Genomic DNA, 17145 nt, shown 5'->3' with positions numbered 1-17145 from the left:
CAGTTTCGCTGTTCAATCAGGCAGGTCGTCGTAACTAAGGAGTAACGCGGTACTGGACATCCAGATTATCTGGCCGTAAACCATAGTGGATATACTGACAGCGGATACCAAGGCAGCGGTAGTAGGCACTCACATCATCAACACGGATCTGCTCTTTGATTTGCCAGATCTGCTGGCCTTTAGCAAACACCACAGGATAGGTGTAATCGAAATCACCAATCTTACCCACCTCGCTGCCACGCAGCTGACCGGCAACGGTCACCAGTTTACCCTGAGCGTATTCGATAGGGTCGGCAAAACCATCAACATAAGCAATAAATCGCCCCTGAGGCGACGCTTTCAATTCAGGCTTGCCTGATTCATCTATAGGCAAGCTGGCTATTTCCAGCCGCGTACGTGACGCTTCATTGACCACTGAGGCAATCACGCCTCCCAGGCGCACCTCTTTACCCTGTACACCCTGAGGGTCTTCAATCACTTGGGTTAAGTCGGTTACTGGTGTTTCGGTCGATGTTTGCAGACTGTCTGGCAGTTGACTGCAACCACTCAATACCATCAAGGCAAATGCCAATATAGATTTTTTCACCACAGGATCCTTGTTAAAAAAGAAATTCGCGTCTGATGCTCTGCCGGCATCGAAGCTCAAACGTAGAAATCCACGCCTAACAAATGAGAGTATTCTTCCCTTTTAGCCTGATGCAGCACATCGAGATAAGCCGACAATGCCTGCTTATTTTTCCCCTGCGGGCTGTCGTACTGCACTCTGGCCTGAACCTCTTCAATAAAAGCCGGATCCTTGATCGTTTCCGCCACCGCTTTAGCAACCACAGTCGGCTGAGAAACAGGCGCAGCTGTCTGCTCAGCCTTTCGCTGTTTATCGGTTCGCTTCGGCCGTTGCGGCGCCTGCGTTGCTGTCGGTAAACGAGGTATGTTGACCATATTGACCTGTGTGTCTTGTTAGCTGTGAATACGCATTATTCACGGCCGGGCAATTTTTTCCACGTTACTTCATCACGCAGATAGACAGGGCTGGCATGTTCAGCGTCTACGGCTTCACCACGCTGCAGAGCAAATTGAGCCAGCCATGCCATATCCTGGGCTTCAGGGTAAAGCACTGTGCCGGCCTGCTTTTCGACAGTCAAAGCCTGTAATTGTTCCTGATAGGTTTGCCAGCCAGTACCTGCGGTAAACCAGCGGGTATCCTGTACAGAGATCAATCGCTGCTCTACCCGTTCTGGACGCAATACGGCTTCTTCACCGAGCACATGCCAGTCACCATCTTGCTGACGCTGATATTGCCCCCAGTAAATTTCGCCCATCCGCGCATCGATAGCAGCCAGGGTATGGCAAGCCTGATGTAAACGGTAGCTTCCCTGAGACATTGCTGCCAGTGTCGACACACCAACCATAGGCAAATCGGCACCAAATGCCAGTCCCTGAGCGATACCTATGCCAATCCGCACACCGGTGAAACTCCCCGGGCCACGACCGAACGCCAGCGCATCTAACTGGGTTAAACGCAAATCCGCTTCGGCGAGGACTTCATCAACCATAGGCAAAATTTTGGTAGTATGTTCACGCGGCGCAAATTCGCAACGCGCAATCACTTCACTGCCCACTAAAAGCGCAACAGAACAATTTTCAGTCGCGGTATCAACCGCTAAAATCTTACTGCTCATTCAAGCCTCTGAATGCTGGCTGTCGGCTGCTTGCTGCTCGGCGTGCAGTCCAGACAGAAATTGTCCGACACCGTCAACATCCCGCGTACGGGGGATCGGCGGCAGACTTCTTAAAAATACAGCGCCATAAGGGCGCGTGACCAAACGATTATCGCAGATAACCAGCACGCCTTTATCCTGCTGGTCACGGATTAACCGGCCTACCCCCTGCTTGAGGGTGATCACCGCATCCGGTATCTGAACTTGCGCGAAGGGGTCCCCGCCGCGCAGACGACAATCTTCTATCCGCGCCTTCAATAATGGGTCATCCGGCGCGGTAAAGGGAAGTTTGTCGATAATAACACAGCTCAGCGCCTGCCCTCTAACATCAATACCTTCCCAGAACGCACCTGTTGCAATAAGCAGCGCATTTCCCAATTCCAGATATTCTGAAAGCAGTTTTTGCTTACTGGTTTCTCCCTGAACCAGCACAGGCAAATCCAGGCAGGCGCGAAAGCCTTCCGCAAGATCCCGTACCATCTGGTGCGAGGTACAAAGGAAAAAACACCGCCCCTGGTTGGCCTCAATCACAGGTGCCATCAGAGTCACCAGTTTGGCCGCCAGTCCGTGACTGTTGGGTTCTGGTAAAAAACGGGGAACACACAGCAACGCCTGCTGCTGATAATCAAACGGGCTGGTCAGCGACATCTGCTCCGCAGGCTGCAGCCCTAAGCGATGACTGAAATGGCTGAAATCTTCATCAACAGCCAGTGTCGCAGAGGTAAAGATCCAGGCGCCTTTTTGCTTTTCTATCTGCTCATGAAACTTCTCTGCGACCGACAGCGGCGTAATATGCAAAGTAAAATGGCGGGGGGTGCATTCATACCAGTAGGAATAGCCAGTGATCGAGGTATCACACAAGCGTGTCAGTCTGGCTTTAAGCAAGGTGGTTCGTTCAAATGCGGCGTCCAGCAACTCACTGCGGCCAAGTGCCAGTTTGAGCACGTCATGTGCCAGATCCAGTGCATCATTCAGCCTCGTCAGCTCCCGTTGAATGGCCGGGCTGTTCACCGCCTCACGCCAGTTGCCGCGATAGCCGGGTTCGCCCATCACCAATCGCATATCAGCAGCGGCCTGACTCAGCCGGTCTGCGGTTTTTTCCAGCTGACGCATATCTCGTGCTTCAGTGCGATAACCGATAGTAATGTCTTTCGCCAGTTCCTGCAGTTGTCTGCTCGACAGACTTTGGCCGAAATACTGGCTGGCAATATCGGGGATCTGATGGGCTTCATCGAAAATAAACACATCCGCTTCCGGGATCAGCTCGCCAAAGCCTGTTTCTTTAATGGCCAGATCCGCCATGAACAAATGGTGGTTAACCACTACAACATCCGCATCCATGGCTTTTCGCCTGGCTTTCACGACAAAGCAGTCTTCAAAAGACGGGCACTCGCGCCCCAGGCAATTGTCGTTGGTTGAAGTAATAGTCGGAATCACCGGGCTGTCTTCGGCAATGGAATCACATTCGCTGATATCACCGGTTTTGGTAGCTGAAGACCAGCTGCGGATCGTCACCAGCTGGCTCAGCATGCCCTGATCGACAAAGCCACCATGGCTTTCGGTGATCTGACGGCTGAGCCTGTCGAGACAGAGATAATTTGAGCGCCCTTTCAGTAACGCCACTTTCCCTGTATAGCCCAGCGCCTGGGTCATCAAAGGTAAATCCCGGTAGAAAAGCTGTTCCTGCAGGTTTTTCGAGCCTGTGCTGATAATGGTTTTATGGCCCTTGAACAACGCCGGCACCAGATACGCAAAGGTTTTGCCTGTGCCTGTACCCGCTTCTACCACCAGTTGCTGCTGGTGTTTAATTGCCCGCCCGACCGCTTCTGCCATATCAATCTGTGGCTGACGTGCCTGAAAGCCAGGTATCGCCTTTTCCAATGCACCGCCGGGTTGAAAGAATTTTGCAATCATGAAGGCCAATCTATTGGTTATTTATCCAGTATCTTTCGGGATTATGCCAAGATTACCCCGTAACAGCCAGCGGCAGTTACCAGGAAAAATTATTGAGTCAGATCACAAAATCTTTTGACGTCGAAATCAAAGCCATGTAAAAAATTAATGACACAACTAATACATATAAGCACGCAACATAAGGACACCATGGAAAAGAAAACCCTGCTCACCGATTGCCCGGATGCCATGGGATTGATTTCTAAGATCACCAACATCTGCTACAAACACCAGCTCAACATTATCCACAACAAAGAGTTTGTCGATCACCGCCATCGGCAGTTCTTTATGCGTACTGAGCTGGAAGGGGTGTTTAACGATGAAACCTTTCTGTTCGATCTGGATCGCGCCCTGCCTGAAGGCAGCCACCGCCGTCTGGTGAGCTCTGCTCGCAAGAAAGTCGTGATTATGGTGACCAAAGAAGCACACTGCCTGGGCGATATCCTGGTAAAAGCCTATGACGGCACACTGGATATTGACATTGCAGCTGTCGTTGGTAACTACGACAAACTGGCTGGCCTGGTGGAAAAGTTTGATATCCCCTTCCACCATGTCTGCCATGAAGGTTTAAGCCGTGAAGAGCATGAAGCCAAATTACTTGACTGTGTAAACCAGTATTCACCCGATTATGTGGTGCTGGCAAAATACATGCGTATTCTGACGCCTGGTTTTGTCGCTCAGTTTCCGCACCGGATTATCAATATTCATCACAGTTTCCTTCCGGCATTTATTGGCGCGAAACCTTACTTGCAAGCCTATGAACGCGGGGTGAAGATCATTGGTGCCACGGCCCACTTCGTCACCAATGATTTGGATGAAGGCCCTATCATTACCCAGAACGTCATTCCGGTTGATCATAACTACAGTGCAGAAGACATGGCCCGTTCAGGACGTGATGTCGAAAAATCTGTTCTGAGCAAGGCACTCAGCCTGGTAGTAGAAGACAAGGTGTTCGTTTACGGCAATCGCACCGTGGTGCTGTAAACCTGTGGCGGAAAAGTGTTCATCGCTTCTCCGCCCTGGCTTTATGGCTCAGATCAGCCTTCACTCTCAATCACAGCTTTCAGCGAACACGGGTGCAGCTTAATGCATACCCCGTCCTTCTTAAACGCAAAGGTCGGGTTAGCCAGCCGCTCTTTCTCTCCTGCCGGTGAACTTGCTTTCACATCAATACCGGCTTGCTTCAAGTTGTCCCAGTCCAATCCGGGAAAACGCGCATCCAGAACCACTTTTAATTCCTCTGTGGTGGACGCCTGACAAGGCACCACAAATTCAACATGCTCCCACCCCTGAACCGGGTATGCTTTATCGCCCGGGTAAGGCAGCTCCAGTGCTTCAATCTGCCATTGGCCCGCTTGCACAGGCTGATGAAAACCAATCACAACAATAGGACGACCATTGATCACATTGGTTGACCACTCTTCACCGTATGCCAGCCATGCCTGATGCAATGCCGTCGCTAACGCAGTACTATTTACGCGCAGGGCAATGTGGTCTGCCTGACAGGCTGAAAGATCCAACCCCAGTAGTTCAGCAAGCCTCTCAATTTTACCCATAAATTCAGGTAATTGTGCCAGCATCTGCTCCGGTTGCAGATTTGCCTGCAGTAAATCTTGCATGTGATTTCTCCTCACTGATCTCAGGTCACCCATTATCCACAGAATCTTTGCCAGCAAAAGCCTTGAGCAACAAGCCTTCAGCCAGCCATTGCAATGAGAAAAATTTCAGCTTCTATCGCCTTTTCACCTTGCCAACTGCCCTGTGTTTATGGGTATTATTACGGCTAACTATTTTTAGTATCCATGCAGCCGCCTTTGCAGCCAGCAAGCTCCCGTCAGCACTACCCGGATGACCTTTTTAAAAACATCAGACAGGGTTGTTTTCACCTTTTCTGGTGTATTGCTGACCACGCTTCTGACCGGTTCAGGTGTAAGACGTAACTGCATAGCTTATTGAATACCCAAGACTTTTGCCTGCCTGTCAGGCTACAGACCGATTTAAAGGATAGACGTGTGAACATTCAAGCACTCATTAACGATAAAGTTTCCCTGGCGCTCGAAGCGGCCGGTGCCCCGGCAGGCAGCCCGGCAGCTGTTCGTCAGTCAGCCAAAGCACAGTTCGGTGATTACCAGGCCAACGGTGTGATGGGTGTTGCGAAAAAACTGGGAGCTAACCCGCGCGAGTTTGCACAAAAAGTCATCGATCAACTCGATCTGGGCGATATCGCAGAGAAAGTCGAGATCGCCGGTCCTGGTTTCATTAACATCTTTCTGAATAAAACCTGGCTGGCCGAGCGTGCAGAAGCGGCACTGACTGATGCCCGCCTGGGTGTGGCCACGCAGGAAAAACAAAATATCGTTGTCGACTATTCGGCACCCAATGTTGCCAAAGAAATGCACGTTGGTCACCTGCGCTCCACCATCATTGGTGATGCTGTGGTTCGTACACTGGAGTTTCTGGGACATAACGTCATTCGCGCCAACCACATAGGCGACTGGGGAACTCAGTTCGGCATGTTGATTGCCAACCTGGAACGTGTTCAGCAAGAATCTGGCGAGATCTCTATGGAACTGGCTGATCTGGAAGCTTTTTATCGTGAGTCGAAAAAACTGTACGATGAAGATGAAGCCTTTGCAGAACGCGCCCGTAACTATGTAGTGAAGCTGCAAAGTGGCGATCAGTACTGTGCTGATATGTGGAAGAAACTGGTCGACGTGACCATGGAGCAAAACCAGTATAACTATGATCGTCTGAATGTATCCCTGACCCGTGACAATGTGATGGGCGAGTCCATGTACAACGATATGCTGGCAGGGATTGTCGCCGATCTGAAAGCGAAGGGGCTGGCCGTAGAAGACGATGGCGCTCAGGTTGTTTTCCTGGATGAGTTCAAAAACAAAGATGGTGAGCCTATGGGGGTTATCATCCAGAAACGTGACGGCGGTTTCCTGTACACAACCACGGATATTGCCTGTGCGAAATACCGCTACGAGCATTTCAATGCCAACCGGGTGCTTTACTTTATCGATTCACGCCAGCACCAACACCTGATGCAGGCATGGACGATTGTCCGCAAAGCAGGTTACATCCCTGACGATGTGTCGCTGGAGCACCACGCTTTCGGTATGATGCTGGGTAAAGACGGTCGTCCGTTCAAAACACGCTCTGGCGGTACCGTTCGTCTGGCTGATCTGCTGGATGAAGCAGAATCACGCGCTAAGGTACTGATCGAAGAGAAGAACCCTGAGCTGGATGCGGCTGAGAAAACCAAGATTGCATCGACCGTCGCCATGGCCGCGGTGAAGTATGCTGATCTGTCCAAACACCGTACCACAGATTACGTGTTCGACTGGGAGAACATGCTGGCCTTCGAAGGCAATACAGCACCTTACATGCAATACGCCTACACCCGTGTCATTTCTGTATTTAAACGCGCAGGCCTGAACGAAAGTGAGCTGACACACCCAGTTGTGATCAATGGCGAGAAAGAGCAAGTGCTGCTGTCAAAACTGCTGCAATTTGAAGAAGCCGTGGAAACCGTGGCCCGTGAAGGCCATCCGCATGTTATGTGCAGCTACCTGTTTGAGCTGGCGGGGAATTTCTCCAGCTTCTATGAAGCCTGCCCGATTCTGAATGCCGATGAACCGGTCAAGCACAGCCGTCTGAAACTGGCGCTGCTGACAGCGAAAACCATCAAACAAGGTCTGGATTTACTGGGTATTGACACACTGGAACGTATGTAATCTGGCAGAACATCACATTTATCTAATTAAGCAAAGCTAAACATGCACAGCCTTCTGAGGTATCCTTAGAAGGCTTTTTTTTGGCACAAATTTTTGGATACCGGCCTTTTTCTGTTACATGGAATGTTGCAATGAGCCTCAATGACTCACACGAAACCGACGACGGTATGACTGACGAATTTCTCACGTCAACTCAAACCTTGCGTAAAGCCATTCCACTGATGATCAAGCATAAAGTCCCGACGACACCGGTGAATTACGCACTGTGGTACAGCTATACCACGAATCAGAATCCGATTCTCACTCAGGCCATAGACCAGAGTTTAGCGCAATACGGGCATTGTCCTCCCAGCCTGAGTGATTCGCTTTACCGAACCCATCTGGCTCATCACCCTGCCAGTGAGCAAGGGCAGGTAAGCCATAGCCTGCAAGCCATCATGGATGAACTTTGCCACACCATGAACGGATCTCAAAAAGAAACGCAGGCATTCCATCAAGCGTTATCCCGGACCTGCCAGCGGCTGAGCCAGAAAGCCGATCAGGGTGTCAACGTGCACGAAGCCAATGATTTGGTACAAGAATTACTGGATGAATCCAGACACATGCATCAATCCAGTACGCTTATGAACCAGCAACTGGAAAACGCTAATAAAGAAATTGAGAATCTGAGAAAAGCTCTGAAAGACAGCCTCAAATGTGCCAACGAAGATCCCTTGACCGGACTACTCAACCGACGCGCCTTTCAGCAAGACCTCAGCAGTTGTATCCAGCACGGCACACCTTTCAGTCTGGTCTTGCTGGATATTGATAACTTTAAAACCTTCAATGATGAATTTGGCCATTTAATGGGCGATAAAGTACTCTGCTCTGTTGCCCGCCACCTTCAATTCTGGTGCGAGCAAGGTATGCAGGCCTATCGCTACGGTGGCGAAGAGTTCGTTATTATCTTACCTGGCACTAACCTGCAACAAAGCAGAGACAAAGCAGAAAAATTACGTAAAACCCTCTCCGGCATTGCCGTGCAGGACAAACAATCGGGAAATACCGTCAGCTCTATTACTGCATCGTTTGGCATTGCAGAACAAACAGGAAAAGAAAACGGTCTGGCAGTGCTGGCCAGAGCCGACAAGTATCTGCTGCAGGCAAAAAATCTTGGCCGGAACCGGGTACTGCCTGTCTTATAACCCATTTACTGCCCGTATCTCGGGCCATGATGCAGATAGCTGATCTCATCTTGTGTCGATAATCTGCCGCAAACGGCATTGCGGTGCGGAAAGCGGCCGAAATCTTTGATGACCTGGAAATGACTGACAGCGTACTGATAGAAGTCGTCAAATTCTGGCTTATGCTCTTTCATGACCTCCTGCCGCAATTGGTCAAAACGAAACACACTCTCTTCCTGATCTTCCAATGCTTCTGAGTGCTCTAACGGCAAATAAAAGAACACTCTCTCAATAGGGGCTAACGCACGATCAAAATTCTTCGCCAGTCCGCGTTTACATATGGCCTGTGCCAATGAATCATAGCGGAAAGCGGCTGCCAAACCCCGATAGATGTTACGACTGAACTGATCAAGCAAAATAATCAGCGCCAGCGTCCCCTTAGGCGTTTCTGTCCACGCATTCAATTCACCCCGACCAGCACGGCTGACCAGATCCCTGAAACGTTCGGTGATTTCACAGTCTACTGCATCCCCGCCTTTAAACCACAGTGCCTGTTTATCTAGTTCGGTAACTTCCCCTTTGAGATTTCCGAACCAATAGGTAAGCACTTCCTCACACTCTGCCATGGTTTCCTCCTGCTTGTTCATAACAATAACTCTGAGATAATTAAGCCGCTTTCGTGCTTATACGTTCTAGTTTATCCTAGGGTGAGCTTGCTCGGTGCGATGGCTTTTTGTTGTAGCCTGATAGCTGACTTGTGAAGCACTTAATAGAAAGAAGGAATATTTCCATGAGTTTCACCCTTCATCCGAGACTAAGCGCGGATACTCAGTGGATTGGCGACTTACCGCTTTGCCGTGTGCTGCTGTCAAAAGAAGCCATTGGTCCCTGGTTGATTCTGGTCCCCAGATATGACGCATTACGTGAGATTCACCATATGTCTGCCGTGGATCAACAGCAGCTGATGGTAGAATCCAGCTCAACCGCCCAACTGCTTGAGACCTATTTCAGCCCCGATAAAATCAACATCGGCGCCTTAGGCAATTTAGTGCCGCAGCTTCATGTCCATCATATCGCCCGCTTTACGACAGATATTGCCTGGCCAGGACCTGTCTGGGGAAATACCGACGGCAGCCTGCACAGCGAAGATGAGCAACAACAACTGGTTGAACGATTGCAATTACTGTTCGGCCAAGTAAACGGCTTTACGCCAGCATAAATAGCTCAGCGAACAGCGACCGAGACGTTAATAACTCCAGCACTACACGCACGAGGGCCAGGCCCCATCGGTGCGACACACAGTCTATAAAGTAAAAAAACGCATCAAACGATGCGTTTTTTCTTTGTTACCCCGGCATAACCGCCAGCAGGTTCTGCCGTTCCCGATTCGCCAGTTTACGATAATCGGTCCGGGTTTTATTAGGCACAGGCTCAGCCTGAGGCAGCGGTACCTTCATGGCGTTCACTGCACGTCCGTATTTCAGCAACTCATAATGAAGATGCGGTCCCGTGGAACGTCCGGTATTCCCACTCAGTGCGATTTTGTCACCCATACGAACTTTCTGACCGACTTTTACCAGTATCTTGCTCAGATGAAGGTAGCGGGTTGAGTATTCCCGACCATGCTTGATCATAATGAAATTACCCGCCAAAGCATGTTTTTGCGCTTTAACTACCACGCCATCGCCTGTCGCAACCACAGGTGTGCCGACAGGCGTTGCAAAATCAGTACCGTTATGTGGCGAGACTCTGTGGGTGACGGGATGCTTGCGATGGGGATTAAACGATGAACTGATCCGAAAACGTTTCTGAGTCGGATATCGGTTCAGCGCCCGGTTCAGGCTTCGGCCTTCTTCGTCATAAAACTCACCATCGTCATAACGCATGGCAAACAGTTCCTGATTACGATTCATATAATACAGAGCCTTCACCTCACCCTGACCCACCGCTTTTCCGTCAATAAATTCACGTTCAAGCGTAATCGCAAAGCGGTCGCCCTTGCGGGCTTCTTTACCTAAATCAAACCGCCACTGCAGCGCTTTGACCAGGGTCTGAATTTGCGTCGGTGACAGACCGGCAGAGCGGGCCGACTGATAGAAGCTGCCGGAAACACGTCCGGTTAAACGTACAGGTTTAAACTCACCGGTGCGCTCCACTTCCTTATGCTCATAACCCTTTGAGGTCAGGGTATAAGTATCCGTCAGTTTCGCACTGCGTTCGATGGACAGTTCGCCGATCCGCCCTTCTTCATCCAGCGACCAGCCAATACTTTGTCCGACACGTAGAAACTGGATCGATTTATCTGCCTCAATCAGTTTGTACATATCTGAAATAGGCAGCGCATACTGAGTGAAAATTTCACCTAAGGTTTCACCGGAAGACACTTTGTGGGAATGTGCAACATCAGTGGCTTGATCCAACTGTTGTTCCAGCTCATCTTTGGGAACCTGAAAGTCCGGGTCTTCCGGGTCAAGCACAACACCAAGCGGTTCACTGTTTTGCTCGGACAGTGACAAGAGCTCCTCTGACAGCAGCGGGACTTCACGCCGCTGTTCCGATTCGCTGCGCGAACCGTAAGAGGGAGAGTGGACGACAGAAGGCTGCCACATAAGGGCAGCCGCAACGATAAGTGATGTAGAAGCAAGCGCAATTCGGTGTTGACGGGGGAGCTGATAAAACCGCCGGGCTGCAACCGTAAATATTTTCATTGTTATTTATTTAAGACATTCGGTAAAACTTCGTCCGAGTTCTTGCAGGAATCGAACATAACCTCCCTGGCCAGAGGCAATATCCGTTGCCATGGGATCCAGGGTTCCAATTTTGATGTCACTGCCATTTGTGACACTGTTAATGACCGCAGGTGAGAACTGCGGTTCCCTGAAAATACACTTAACCTGTGACTTTTTTAGCGTATTGCGGATAGCGATCAAGGTTTTTGCACCTGGGCGGCGATCCGGTGAAACCGTAAAGTGTCCCAGATTATGTAACCCAAACGTTTCCTCAAAATAGCCATAGGCATCGTGAAAAACATAGTACCCATTATCACGCACAGGCTGGAGCTGCTCTTTCAGGTTCTGTACAGTTTCATTAACACTGACAATGAACCGGGACAGGTTAGCCTCATATTGCGCACGATTCAACGGATCCAGTTCAATCAATGCAGTGCTGATCACTTTTGCAGCCTGAATTGCCTGATCCGGGCCCAGCCAAAGGTGCGGGTCGATGCCATCATGATGATGTTCATGCTCTTCGTGACCGCCATTACTTTCGTGACTTTCATGACTTTCGTGACCGTCATGATCTTCATGGCCTTCATAATCCCGGAAAGTAATTGTCTCTTGCGAGGTCAGTGAAAGCGCATTTTCCTGGCCACTGAGTATTTTGGTCAGAAAAGATTCCAGCTCCGGCCCGACCCAAACCACCAAATCCGCGGCTTTCAGCTTTTCCACATCAGATGGACGTAAAGCATAGTCATGGGGAGAGCTGCCGGCAGGCAACAGAGTTTCGCTCTGGCCGACACCTTCGACCAGCTCCTGCACAATCAGATTCACCGGATGTACAGTGGTCACAACATGCACATTGCTTGCTGAAACCGCAAAGGGTACCAACACCATTGCCGCAAAGTACCAGGCTCGAAAACGCAACATCTACCTACCCTAAAAATATTCAATGAAAAGAAGTTTGATAATGTTATAATATAACACCAACCGATAGCAACGAGATTCACACCCATTTATGGCCAGTACAATGTCCACCAAACCTTTGGTAGAACTTCAGAATGTTACTGTTAACGCTTCAGGCCGCCACATTCTTGATCTGGTTTCACTCCAGCTTGAACGCGGCCAGATCACCACTCTGATAGGTCCGAACGGGGCAGGCAAGTCCACGCTGGTGAAAGTCATTACCGGCTTGCGCAAGCCCACATCTGGCCGAGTCATTCGCTCACCGGGGCTACGCATTGGCTACGTACCACAAAAACTGCAGCTCAATGACACGCTGCCGCTTACCGTTGATCGTTTTATGGCATTAGGCGGGCGTTACAGCGCCCAGCAACGTCTGGATGCGCTGGCGCTGGCGAGCAGCGCGCACCTGATACACAGTAATATGCACAGCCTGTCGGGAGGAGAAACACAAAGAGTGCTACTGTCTCGCGCACTTTTGCAAAATCCAGACTTGCTGGTGCTTGATGAGCCTGTACAGGGCGTCGATGTCAACGGTCAGCTCGAACTCTACAGTTTAATTCAGTCGCTCAGAGATAAGCTGAACTGCGCGATAATGATGGTTTCTCATGATCTTCATCTGGTTATGGCTAAAACCGACCATGTCATCTGCCTGCAGCACCATGTCTGCTGTTCGGGTGAACCAGAGTCGATCACCTGTCACCCTTCTTATGTTGCGCTCTTTGGCACACAGCAAAGTGAGCAACTTGCACTGTATCACCATCACCACAATCACGAACACGATCTGGGCGGTAGCCTGGTAGGTCCATGCCAGCACGGAAAAAACAATGCTTGAATTTATGCTACCCGCCTTTGCCGCCGGCATTGGCATCGCTATATTAGCCGGGCCTTTGGGCTCCTTTGTTGTCTGGCGTAAAATGGCCTATTTCGGTGATACGCTGTCCCACGCCTCATTACTGGGCATAGCACTGGGCTTCTTGTTTAATATCAACCTCAACCTCGCTTTGGTGATCTGCTGTCTGACTCTGGCGGTCATTCTGGTCAGTTTACAAAAGCAGCGTTATATCGCTACTGACACGTTACTGGGCATTCTCGCTCACAGTGCGCTGTCGTTAGGCTTAGTCGCAATCAGTTTCATGGATCATGTCCGCATTGATTTGATGGCTTATCTTTTTGGTGACTTGCTGGCGGTGACAACCAATGATCTGGTATGGATTTACGGTGGTGGTGCGCTGGTCATGGCCGCTTTGATTGCATTATGGCGTCCGCTGCTGTCGATGACAGTCAACGAAGATCTGGCTCAGGTTGAAGGGGTTAACGTCGATCTGATGCGGTTATTACTGATGTTGATGGTCGGTATGGTGATTGCGGTAGCGATGAAATTTGTCGGCGCACTGATTATCACATCTTTGCTTATTATTCCGGCAGCCACAGCGCGCCGCTTTGCACAAAGCCCGGAAAGTATGGCAGTGATTGCCGCAATTCTGGGCTGCATTGCTGTGATGCTGGGGCTGTTACTGTCATGGCATTATGATACCCCGGCGGGCCCATCTGTGGTCGTCTCTGCCGCTTTGTTGTTTTTGCTCAGCCAGACAAAACGCTCAGAGGCCTGATCAGCGTAAGAAAGAACGGTATCTGTCCTGACAGGCCTGCTTGATACTCAATGTGGCTTCAAGCCTGCTCGATTTCGGCATGAATTCGAGCAGGCACTGATAGTATTGTTTGTCTTTGTCGGTCAGCAGAATATTATCCAGATACAGTTCACGACAGGCATTGGTTAGCCAGGTAATTGCCGCCGCCTCCTCAGCGGCAGAAACATACTCCAGTATGCAGTCATTGTACTGTTCGCGCTGTTCAGCGAAGCCCGCAGCCCATACAGGACCGTAACTCAGCCAATAGGCCATGCACCCAACCCTGATCAGGTCATTCATTTCTCATGTCTTCACAGCAGCATCCTGTTAACCGAATCTTCTCTATTAAAGATAGTTGACGCTGACAAGGACAGAGACCCCGCCTCAGAGCATTGCTGCGCTGAAAATAAAAAATCCGGGCGGCTTGCACACACCCGGATTTGTTTTCTGCGAAAGGCTTTACCGTTAGCCTCTGGATTTAAGGCATGGATAAGCACTTTTCATTTGTTATCAATTAGATAAAATCACAAGAATGTTGCTCAGCACCACGCGGGGGCTTGTAATGTTGCTTTTTCTGTTCGAGTTGCTGCAATAACACACTTTTGTGTGATTCATTCAGCAAAGTCCAATGGCAACCTTCGATCGCTCCTGCAAACATCCACAACAGTTTCTGATCAACATTTTTCCCCTGAGTCTGTTTTACCTGCAGATACGCATCCACCGCCCCCATCTGATGAAAAATATCAACATCATCGATACCGGATTTTTTCATCATCCTTTCGAGGGTCAAACGCAAGTTCGGCAGATCCCGTAACCGCTTGTTACGGGATGCTCCTTTGACTGTTTTTTCCTGCAATGCTATCGCGATTGAGCTTTGAATCAGCTCATTACAGAGCGATAACCGGGATGCATACAGAGGTGAGATATCGTAATAATTCACGACTGCCACCGTACTGCGCTTCACATGCTTGAACTTGTGGCAGCCCAATTCGAGCAGTTGCTGATCCAGCATTTCTCCACCACGAATATAAAGCTTTTCATTCGACAGCAGAGCATACATGGCCCCCTGAACGAAGATACCTGTCCCGCCAAACATGGAACGCTGTTCATTCGGTACAAAGGTATCCAGGTAATTTATGAATGTTTCTTTTGTAATCGACATAACATAAGTCCTAAATTTATTCTTCTTTGTCGATCTAAAACCAACGCCAACTATCATATGCAACAATGTCACACAGAAATTTTAAATTCCACATATGAAACAAAGTACAGATGAAAATGAGATTCAGAGCAAGTTCTTAAGAAAAATTGAATGCAAATTCAGGTAACTATGGGCATTTATCAATAAGTAATAATAAAAAATCCTGTGTCATATCCGCTGCTGATGATCGTTTTACACTGTGATAACGACTAAGGTTAAGAGAGAAAGGGAGAAAGGAATTAAGAGATATGCCTGATATTGCCCTGTTTCCTTCTGCCAGCCATGTGTTACCGGAAGGCAAACTGGAAATTACCATTACCGAACAGCGTTACCAGCGTATGCTGAAAGAGTCGATTGAAGGCCAGCGGGATTTTGCATTATGCATGCGCAGTGAAGAAGAAGAGAACGACGAGACCATTACCCGCATTCCCGCCATCGCAACCAAAGTCCAGGTGGTGGACTTTAACGCGTTAACTAACGGTTTGCTCAGCATAGTCGTGGAAGGTAAAACGAAAATACGGATTTTGTCGGTAAGGCATGAGAGTGATCGCCTGTTGATTGCTGACTACCTGCCATTCAGGGCATGGCCGCCAACACCTTTAACAGACAAACACCAGTGCTTAGTGGACAAACTGAAACTCTTTTTCGCCACTATGCCAGAAATTGGCGCCTTATATCCAATCAGTGAATTCGACGACTTAAGTTGGGTATGTCAACGCTGGATTGAATCACTACCGCTCGAAGTTCACTATAAGCAGCTATTAATTGCTCAGGATTCCCCTGCCCTCACTGCACGTTTTTTGCACAAGCTACTCGATAATAACCAGTTATTTGATGACGATATCAACTAACCCTTACATTGTTCTCAAAAATCACCTGGTCTGGTGTACTCAACTCATCTGACCAAGATAAAATAAGCAAAATCTCATAGGTTAACGTTCCCTCATGCCGCATGTATCTTTTTTCTGGTTAAAACCTGAAAACGACAAAATTTTGACAGGCCTGCAATCAGAGTTTCACGCGTTAGTGAAGGACGCGATCAAAGAAAACCGTCTGAAGCTACCGCCTATTCCTGACGTCCTGACAGAACTGCAGACCTTATGTAACAGAGACGACTCTACCGTTCGTGATGCAGCCACCTTGCTGCTGAATGACCCCGGTATGGCCGCAACTGTGATAAAAACCTCCAATACCATGATGTTTAATCGCCGTAACATTGTCTGCCACGATATTCAAACCGCTGTCAGTCGGCTCGGTATTTTCCGTGTCAGAGATATCATTACAGCAAAAACAGTCTTGGACATTAAACTGCACAGCAGCTTTGATATTGAATGCAAGTCTCTGTTATTAAACAGTGCCACCCGTTCCAGGCAACTGGCAGGTTCTATGGCATTAATTACCCAGAACCTGCTGCAATACCGTCCAGAGTTGAAAATTGAGCCAGAGAAAGCCCTGCTGGCCGGATTATTTGCCGACATTGGTTTATTCAGCCTGATACATGAATACCAAAACTACCTTGATAGCGGGAATTTTCTGGATATCAATTTTGCCAAATACGTCTTTGAACACTGCTGTAACAAATCCAGTCTGGATATCCTGAAACACTGGGGCTTCGACGAAGATTATCTTGAAGTCGCCTGTAATAAGCGTTTTTTTCCTGCTCACAAGAAAGAAGATGACATCACTTATCTGGATGTCGCCCGCATGGCTAATCATTTGTTACTGTTTAAAGACGATGATGACGCCATCGACGAGCATGAAGTTGAACTGGATCTGGCTGGCGCAGAAGTCATGTTTACTTTGACCAATCTGCCCGATGACGAATTTAACAGCCAAATCAACCACGTGTTGCTCAGCAGTGGTTTTTAATCTATCAGTAAGCCCCTTCCAGCCAGATCTCCTCCACTTAAGCGCTGTAGACACACAGCGCTCTATTGACCCTGTCTTCAACAGCCTGATAAGCTTCTGATTTCATTAACAGCCCATTGACAAAAAGGTTCATTGTCAGGACTGCACCAACCATGCAGTATCCGGGTGCTTTTTTTCGCCAGAACAG

The 17145-nt window shown here is 49.1% G+C and carries 18 protein-coding genes; 8 read left to right on the top strand and 10 right to left on the bottom strand.

Features of this window, described 5'->3' with window-relative positions; translation table 11 throughout:
• Positions 1-34: 34 nt before the first annotated feature.
• From IFO68_RS06930 to IFO68_RS06915, 4 genes are read right to left on the bottom strand one after another with little or no spacing between them, the layout of a single operon-like run.
• Complete coding sequence (locus tag IFO68_RS06930) at positions 35-586, bottom strand: Slp family lipoprotein (protein ID WP_303453540.1); 552 nt, start codon at positions 584-586, stop codon at positions 35-37.
• 56 nt (positions 587-642) lie between these two features.
• Positions 643-939 carry a chromosome partitioning protein ParA gene (locus IFO68_RS06925; protein WP_192015224.1) on the bottom strand — a complete coding sequence of 99 codons (297 nt, stop codon included), beginning with the start codon at positions 937-939 and terminating at the stop codon, positions 643-645.
• Positions 940-974: 35 nt separating this feature from the next.
• The gene (gene tsaB, locus IFO68_RS06920) at positions 975-1679 is read right to left on the bottom strand and encodes a tRNA (adenosine(37)-N6)-threonylcarbamoyltransferase complex dimerization subunit type 1 TsaB (protein ID WP_192015223.1); all 705 of its coding nucleotides are present in this window, start codon (positions 1677-1679) and stop codon (positions 975-977) included.
• On the bottom strand, positions 1680-3632 hold the full coding sequence (locus tag IFO68_RS06915; protein ID WP_192015222.1) for a DNA repair helicase YoaA: 1953 nt from the start codon (positions 3630-3632) through the stop codon (positions 1680-1682). It abuts the gene before it with no gap.
• Positions 3633-3821: 189 nt separating this feature from the next.
• Here IFO68_RS06915 and purU point away from each other — a divergent pair, with 189 nt between their 5' ends.
• Positions 3822-4655 carry a formyltetrahydrofolate deformylase gene (gene purU / locus IFO68_RS06910; RefSeq protein WP_192015221.1) on the top strand — a complete coding sequence of 278 codons (834 nt, stop codon included), beginning with the start codon at positions 3822-3824 and terminating at the stop codon, positions 4653-4655.
• Between the two features lie 53 nt (positions 4656-4708).
• On the opposite strand, the gene IFO68_RS06905 is transcribed toward purU, so the two are convergent.
• Positions 4709-5290: a VOC family protein gene (locus IFO68_RS06905; RefSeq protein ID WP_192015220.1), complete on the bottom strand. Its 582-nt coding sequence runs from the start codon at positions 5288-5290 to the stop codon at positions 4709-4711.
• A 393-nt stretch (positions 5291-5683) separates the two neighbouring features.
• Here IFO68_RS06905 and argS point away from each other — a divergent pair, with 393 nt between their 5' ends.
• Positions 5684-7414, top strand: a complete 1731-nt coding sequence (gene argS / locus IFO68_RS06900; RefSeq protein ID WP_192015219.1) for an arginine--tRNA ligase — start codon at positions 5684-5686, stop codon at positions 7412-7414.
• Positions 7415-7545: 131 nt separating this feature from the next.
• Positions 7546-8598: a GGDEF domain-containing protein gene (locus IFO68_RS06895; protein ID WP_192015218.1), complete on the top strand. Its 1053-nt coding sequence runs from the start codon at positions 7546-7548 to the stop codon at positions 8596-8598.
• 5 nt (positions 8599-8603) lie between these two features.
• Here the strand turns inward: IFO68_RS06895 and IFO68_RS06890 are convergent, their stop codons facing one another.
• Complete coding sequence (locus IFO68_RS06890; protein ID WP_192015217.1) at positions 8604-9203, bottom strand: DUF924 family protein; 600 nt, start codon at positions 9201-9203, stop codon at positions 8604-8606.
• A gap of 164 nt (positions 9204-9367) precedes the next feature.
• Between IFO68_RS06890 and IFO68_RS06885 the strand changes: the two genes are divergently transcribed.
• Entirely contained in the window at positions 9368-9796 is a 429-nt protein-coding gene (locus tag IFO68_RS06885) for an HIT domain-containing protein (protein WP_192015216.1), read from the top strand.
• A 127-nt stretch (positions 9797-9923) separates the two neighbouring features.
• Here IFO68_RS06885 and mepM read toward each other — a convergent pair whose 3' ends face one another.
• Both mepM and znuA read right to left on the bottom strand, forming a co-directional pair.
• A complete protein-coding gene (mepM, locus tag IFO68_RS06880) occupies positions 9924-11285 on the bottom strand; it encodes a murein DD-endopeptidase MepM (RefSeq protein ID WP_192015215.1) in 1362 nt (453 codons plus the stop codon).
• Between the two features lie 6 nt (positions 11286-11291).
• A complete protein-coding gene (znuA, locus tag IFO68_RS06875) occupies positions 11292-12224 on the bottom strand; it encodes a zinc ABC transporter substrate-binding protein ZnuA (RefSeq protein WP_192015214.1) in 933 nt (310 codons plus the stop codon).
• Positions 12225-12324: 100 nt separating this feature from the next.
• Here znuA and znuC point away from each other — a divergent pair, with 100 nt between their 5' ends.
• The gene (gene znuC / locus IFO68_RS06870; RefSeq protein ID WP_192015213.1) at positions 12325-13092 is read left to right on the top strand and encodes a zinc ABC transporter ATP-binding protein ZnuC; all 768 of its coding nucleotides are present in this window, start codon (positions 12325-12327) and stop codon (positions 13090-13092) included.
• Entirely contained in the window at positions 13085-13870 is a 786-nt protein-coding gene (gene znuB, locus IFO68_RS06865; protein ID WP_192015212.1) for a zinc ABC transporter permease subunit ZnuB, read from the top strand. The genes znuC and znuB overlap by 8 nt, the downstream gene beginning before the upstream one ends.
• Here znuB and IFO68_RS06860 read toward each other — a convergent pair whose 3' ends face one another.
• Together IFO68_RS06860 and IFO68_RS06855 are read right to left on the bottom strand one after the other, a co-directional pair.
• Entirely contained in the window at positions 13871-14161 is a 291-nt protein-coding gene (locus tag IFO68_RS06860; protein WP_192015211.1) for a VF_A0006 family four-cysteine protein, read from the bottom strand.
• 241 nt (positions 14162-14402) lie between these two features.
• On the bottom strand, positions 14403-15050 hold the full coding sequence (locus tag IFO68_RS06855) for a TfoX/Sxy family DNA transformation protein (protein ID WP_192015210.1): 648 nt from the start codon (positions 15048-15050) through the stop codon (positions 14403-14405).
• A gap of 287 nt (positions 15051-15337) precedes the next feature.
• Between IFO68_RS06855 and IFO68_RS06850 the strand changes: the two genes are divergently transcribed.
• Both IFO68_RS06850 and IFO68_RS06845 read left to right on the top strand, forming a co-directional pair.
• Positions 15338-15940: an LON peptidase substrate-binding domain-containing protein gene (locus tag IFO68_RS06850; RefSeq protein ID WP_192015209.1), complete on the top strand. Its 603-nt coding sequence runs from the start codon at positions 15338-15340 to the stop codon at positions 15938-15940.
• Positions 15941-16034: 94 nt separating this feature from the next.
• Positions 16035-16958, top strand: coding sequence for an HDOD domain-containing protein (locus IFO68_RS06845; protein ID WP_192015208.1), 924 nt, complete (start codon positions 16035-16037; stop codon positions 16956-16958).
• Positions 16959-17145: the final 187 nt, after the last annotated feature.

Source organism: Photobacterium arenosum (assembly GCF_014841115.1).
Lineage (GTDB): Bacteria > Pseudomonadota > Gammaproteobacteria > Enterobacterales > Vibrionaceae > Photobacterium > Photobacterium arenosum.
The sequence above is the reverse complement of the archived record's forward strand: the minus strand, read 5'-3'. Positions and strand labels throughout refer to the sequence as shown.